The organism is Roseinatronobacter alkalisoli (assembly GCF_028745735.1).
Taxonomy (GTDB): domain Bacteria; phylum Pseudomonadota; class Alphaproteobacteria; order Rhodobacterales; family Rhodobacteraceae; genus Roseinatronobacter; species Roseinatronobacter alkalisoli.
The window spans coordinates 1-3,374 of the sequence record NZ_JAQZSM010000084.1 but is presented as its reverse complement, the minus strand read 5'-3'; the positions used below and the strand labels follow the sequence as shown (position 1 = coordinate 3,374).

At 53.3% G+C, this 3,374-nt stretch carries 4 protein-coding genes and 2 pseudogenes; 4 read left to right on the top strand and 2 right to left on the bottom strand.

From position 1 onward, the window contains the following. Window positions 1-126: pseudogene (locus tag PUT78_RS23175) on the bottom strand (IS481 family transposase); the annotation flags it as partial. Window positions 127-191: 65 nt separating this feature from the next. Between PUT78_RS23175 and PUT78_RS23170 the strand changes: the two are divergent. The 4 genes and pseudogenes from PUT78_RS23170 to PUT78_RS23155 all read left to right on the top strand — a co-directional run. After that, window positions 192-422 (top strand): annotated as a pseudogene (locus PUT78_RS23170) (transposase); the annotation flags it as partial. A 208-nt stretch (window positions 423-630) separates the two neighbouring features. After that, window positions 631-960: a type II toxin-antitoxin system RelE/ParE family toxin gene (locus PUT78_RS23165; RefSeq protein ID WP_274354587.1), complete on the top strand. Its 330-nt coding sequence runs from the start codon at window positions 631-633 to the stop codon at window positions 958-960. 1 nt (window position 961) lies between these two features. After that, the gene (locus PUT78_RS23160; protein WP_274354586.1) at window positions 962-1,300 is read left to right on the top strand and encodes a helix-turn-helix domain-containing transcriptional regulator; all 339 of its coding nucleotides are present in this window, start codon (window positions 962-964) and stop codon (window positions 1,298-1,300) included. A gap of 133 nt (window positions 1,301-1,433) precedes the next feature. Continuing rightward, entirely contained in the window at window positions 1,434-2,462 is a 1,029-nt protein-coding gene (locus PUT78_RS23155) for an IS110 family RNA-guided transposase (RefSeq protein ID WP_274354585.1), read from the top strand. A 324-nt stretch (window positions 2,463-2,786) separates the two neighbouring features. Here PUT78_RS23155 and PUT78_RS23150 read toward each other — a convergent pair whose 3' ends face one another. Then, window positions 2,787-3,278: a hypothetical protein gene (locus PUT78_RS23150; RefSeq protein WP_274354584.1), complete on the bottom strand. Its 492-nt coding sequence runs from the start codon at window positions 3,276-3,278 to the stop codon at window positions 2,787-2,789. Window positions 3,279-3,374: the final 96 nt, after the last annotated feature.

The window sequence follows — 3,374 nt, the reverse complement described above, 5'->3', positions numbered from 1 at the left end:
GGGGTAGCGCTTGAACTTCTGACGCTTTGGCTTGTCACCTTCCACATCAGGCAGCCGAGAGATGCCGTGACGCTGAAGGCACCGATGCAAAGCTGAACGCGTCAGATGTGGGATCGTCGGTTGCAGCTGACCTGCCCCCCTGAAAAGTCCGCAATTTTGGGTTAGTCTGTTCCTATCGAAGGAGACAGACGATGAAGCGATCAAGGTTCACGGAAGAACAGATCATCGGTATTCTGAAGGAGCACCAGGCAGGGCTTGGCGCGAAGGAGCTGTGTCGTAAGCACGGCGTCAGCGATGCGACGTTTTATAAATGGCGTGCCAAGTTTGGAGGCATGGAAGTGTCAGATGCGAAGAAGCTGAAGGCGCTAGAGGCCGAGAATGCCAAGCTTAAGAAGCTGCTTGCCGAACAGATGATGGACGTGTGTTGATTGTCACTGAGAACTGACCCATTTTTCCATTTCGCGCTGACCCCTCTGAACTATGATAAACTCATGAAAAGTCGGCGGAATCTTTGATGCCAGTGGGTCACGGAGTTTTGGAAAAATGGGTCAATTCTTCGCGGAATTCAACAGTTCCCGCAAGGGCAAGAACATCTTGCTCTATTGGTATCCCATGTGTTACTATTAACATATGATCGAGCTCGTCATCTATATCACCGAGGATGGAAAAGCACCGTTCACGGACTGGTTCGACGGTCTCGACACGGCGGCCGCTCTGAAGGTCCGCACTGCGCTTGCCCGGATCGAGACCGGTAATCTGGGCGACGTGAAGCCGGTAGGGCAGGGGGTCTCGGAACGACGTATCACGTTCGGACCGGGCTATCGCGTCTATTTTGGCCAAGATGGCGGCAAGCTGGTGATCTTGCTCTGTGGCGGAACGAAGAAACGCCAGTCAAAGGACATCGAACAGGCCAAGGCCTATTGGGATGACTACAGGGCGCGCAAACAGAAAGGACCCTGACATGGTACTGACACGGGATTTCAAGGACACGATCCAAGCGCGGGCACAACGCGATCCGGCCTTTCGTCGTGGCCTTTTCGAGGAAGCGATTGAAGCTTTCCTCAGCAATGACACCGAGACTGGAAAGCTGCTGCTGCGCGACTATGTGAACGCCACGGTGGGCTTCGAAAAGCTCGGAGCTGAGCTCGACAAGAGCCCAAAGAGCCTGATGCGTATGCTCAGCACGCAAGGCAATCCCCGCGCCGACAACCTCTTCGCTGTAGTCGGTCACCTGCGAAAGCAAGAGGGTGGCAGCTTCATGATGCGCCCTGAGGGCCAGCGTTCCAATCACGTTGGGTGAGGGGCTTGTCACGCTTCACCCGCAGCGTCTGTACTACGCCATGCGAGATGGAGTGGTTGCCGCCCTCCCCAGACGGCATCGCAATGTGCCAAAGTCGTGGTGTTCAACGCCACGCAAAGAGGAGGACGGCGATATGAAGGATATGATGATCGGGATCGATCTGGCAAAGAATGTTTTCCAAGTTCATGGTGCCCTGCACACGGGGGAGGTTCAGTTCCGCAAGAAGCTGACGCGTACACAGTTTTCTGAGTTCATGGCTCAGCAAGAACCTTGCCTTATCATTTTTGAGGCGTGCGGCGGCGCGCATTATTGGGCGCATGAGATGGAGGCTCTTGGCCATAAGGTGAAGCTGATTGCGCCACAGTATGTTCGTCCGTTCGTAAAGCGTCAGAAAAATGACGCGGCTGATGCGGAGGCAATTGTTATCGCGGCTCGTCAACCCGAGATGCGTTTCGTCGCCCGCAAAACTGCGGAGCAACAATCGCGCGCAGCGGTTTTCCGTGGTCGAGAACGACTGGTTCATCAGCGCACTGCAGATGTGAACGCATTGAGGGCGCTGTTGCATGAGCATGGGCATGTTTTTCCCCAAGGCACACGAAACCTTAACCGCATGAAGATACTGGTAGAGGATAAGACCACCGATCTGCACGCGCTGATCCGGGAGGAGTGCATGGACCTGCTGGCGCAGATTGCAGAGAAAACGGAGCGTATCATTGAGCGCACGACGAAATTGAAGACTCTGGCCGCCAAGTCAGATAGGGCGCGCAGGCTTCAGACTATGCCCGGTATCGGGCCACTGACGGCCATCGCTGTAGAGGCGTTTGGGCCTGATATGACACAGTTCAAAACGGGACGTGACTTTGCTGCCTGGTTGGGTCTGGTGCCCAAGCAACATTCTTCTGGAGGCAAAGAACGTTTGGGGCGGATGACCAAGGCTGGCCAAGCTGACATCCGGCGCCTTCTGATCATTGGGGCAATGTCGCGAGTGGGTTGGCTTGGGCAGCGAAGCATTTTGGAAGGCAGCTGGCTATCACGGATGTTGGCGCGCAAACCCAGGATGTTGGTCGCGATCGCACTGGCGAACAAGATGGCCCGCCAGATTTGGGCGATGCTGACAAAGAACGAAGATTACAGGGATCCGGCGTTGGCAGGCGGTGCATGATTATCATGCTGGACTGCTAGCGACGGTGCCAAGGGGAGTGTGAGAAGACGATGACCTAAATGGGCAAAACGATCGAATAGATCTGGATTGGGGAAACCAGGCATAAGCTTAGTGCTGCAAGCACGCATGCGAGATTTGGACCTAATCCGCTGATCACCATCCCGGCCAGCGGCTTTTGGAAGTGCCGCATCTCAAGGCCTGACAAAAGTTCGCACTCGATCACACGCCAAATGGGTCAAAAACTTCTTGCACTACGGGCGGCAACCACAAAAGCTATTGGTTGATAGCTCGCATTAAAACCCTGGCTCTCTTTGGCGTGGAACACTAGATGTAGGTGATCGTTGGTTCATCCGACTCAATATCTAATTTACCCCACTCACCCTCCAGTACATACCGATGGTTTCGACAGACAAATGAATCAATATTCCCGAAGTCTACTTCTCCCGTAGCATCGACGGCCTTAACATCCGTACGTACAAACTCTTTCAGGCTTCGAATATTTGAGAATTTTAGTCCGCCTCTTTTGTAGCAATATTGTTCGTCCGGCTTTGGATCACAATAAAATGGATGGTCCTCATGCAGCACGAACTCCATTTGGAATTCTATAATATCCCCGAACGAAACAATGCCCAAGACATAACTGTCTTCCAAGTATAGATGCGCAAATATCGGCATTATTGAATAATTGTGCCAGCCGTCTGTATCCTCAGAAATCATAGTCAATCTCCGTGTGATTGCCTGGCGACCTTCTAGTAACTGGATCACTCGTCCTGGGATTAATACGCTGCGAACATCTGCAACCGTTACATCAGCCAAGCGACACCCCTTCTAATCAGATTTACAGCATCCCCGTCGCTCCCAACGCGAAAGGTGTCGCTCGATGTTATTGGGTTTCAACACGGCCGAAAAGGG

Excerpts from the sequence above, each read along its gene's own strand:
- PUT78_RS23165 (WP_274354587.1), top strand. The coding sequence starts at position 631 with ATGATCGAGCTCGTCATCTATATCACCGAGGATGGAAAAGCACCGTTC.
- PUT78_RS23160 (WP_274354586.1), top strand. The coding sequence starts at position 962 with ATGGTACTGACACGGGATTTCAAGGACACGATCCAAGCGCGGGCACAA.
- PUT78_RS23155 (WP_274354585.1), top strand. The coding sequence starts at position 1,434 with ATGAAGGATATGATGATCGGGATCGATCTGGCAAAGAATGTTTTCCAA.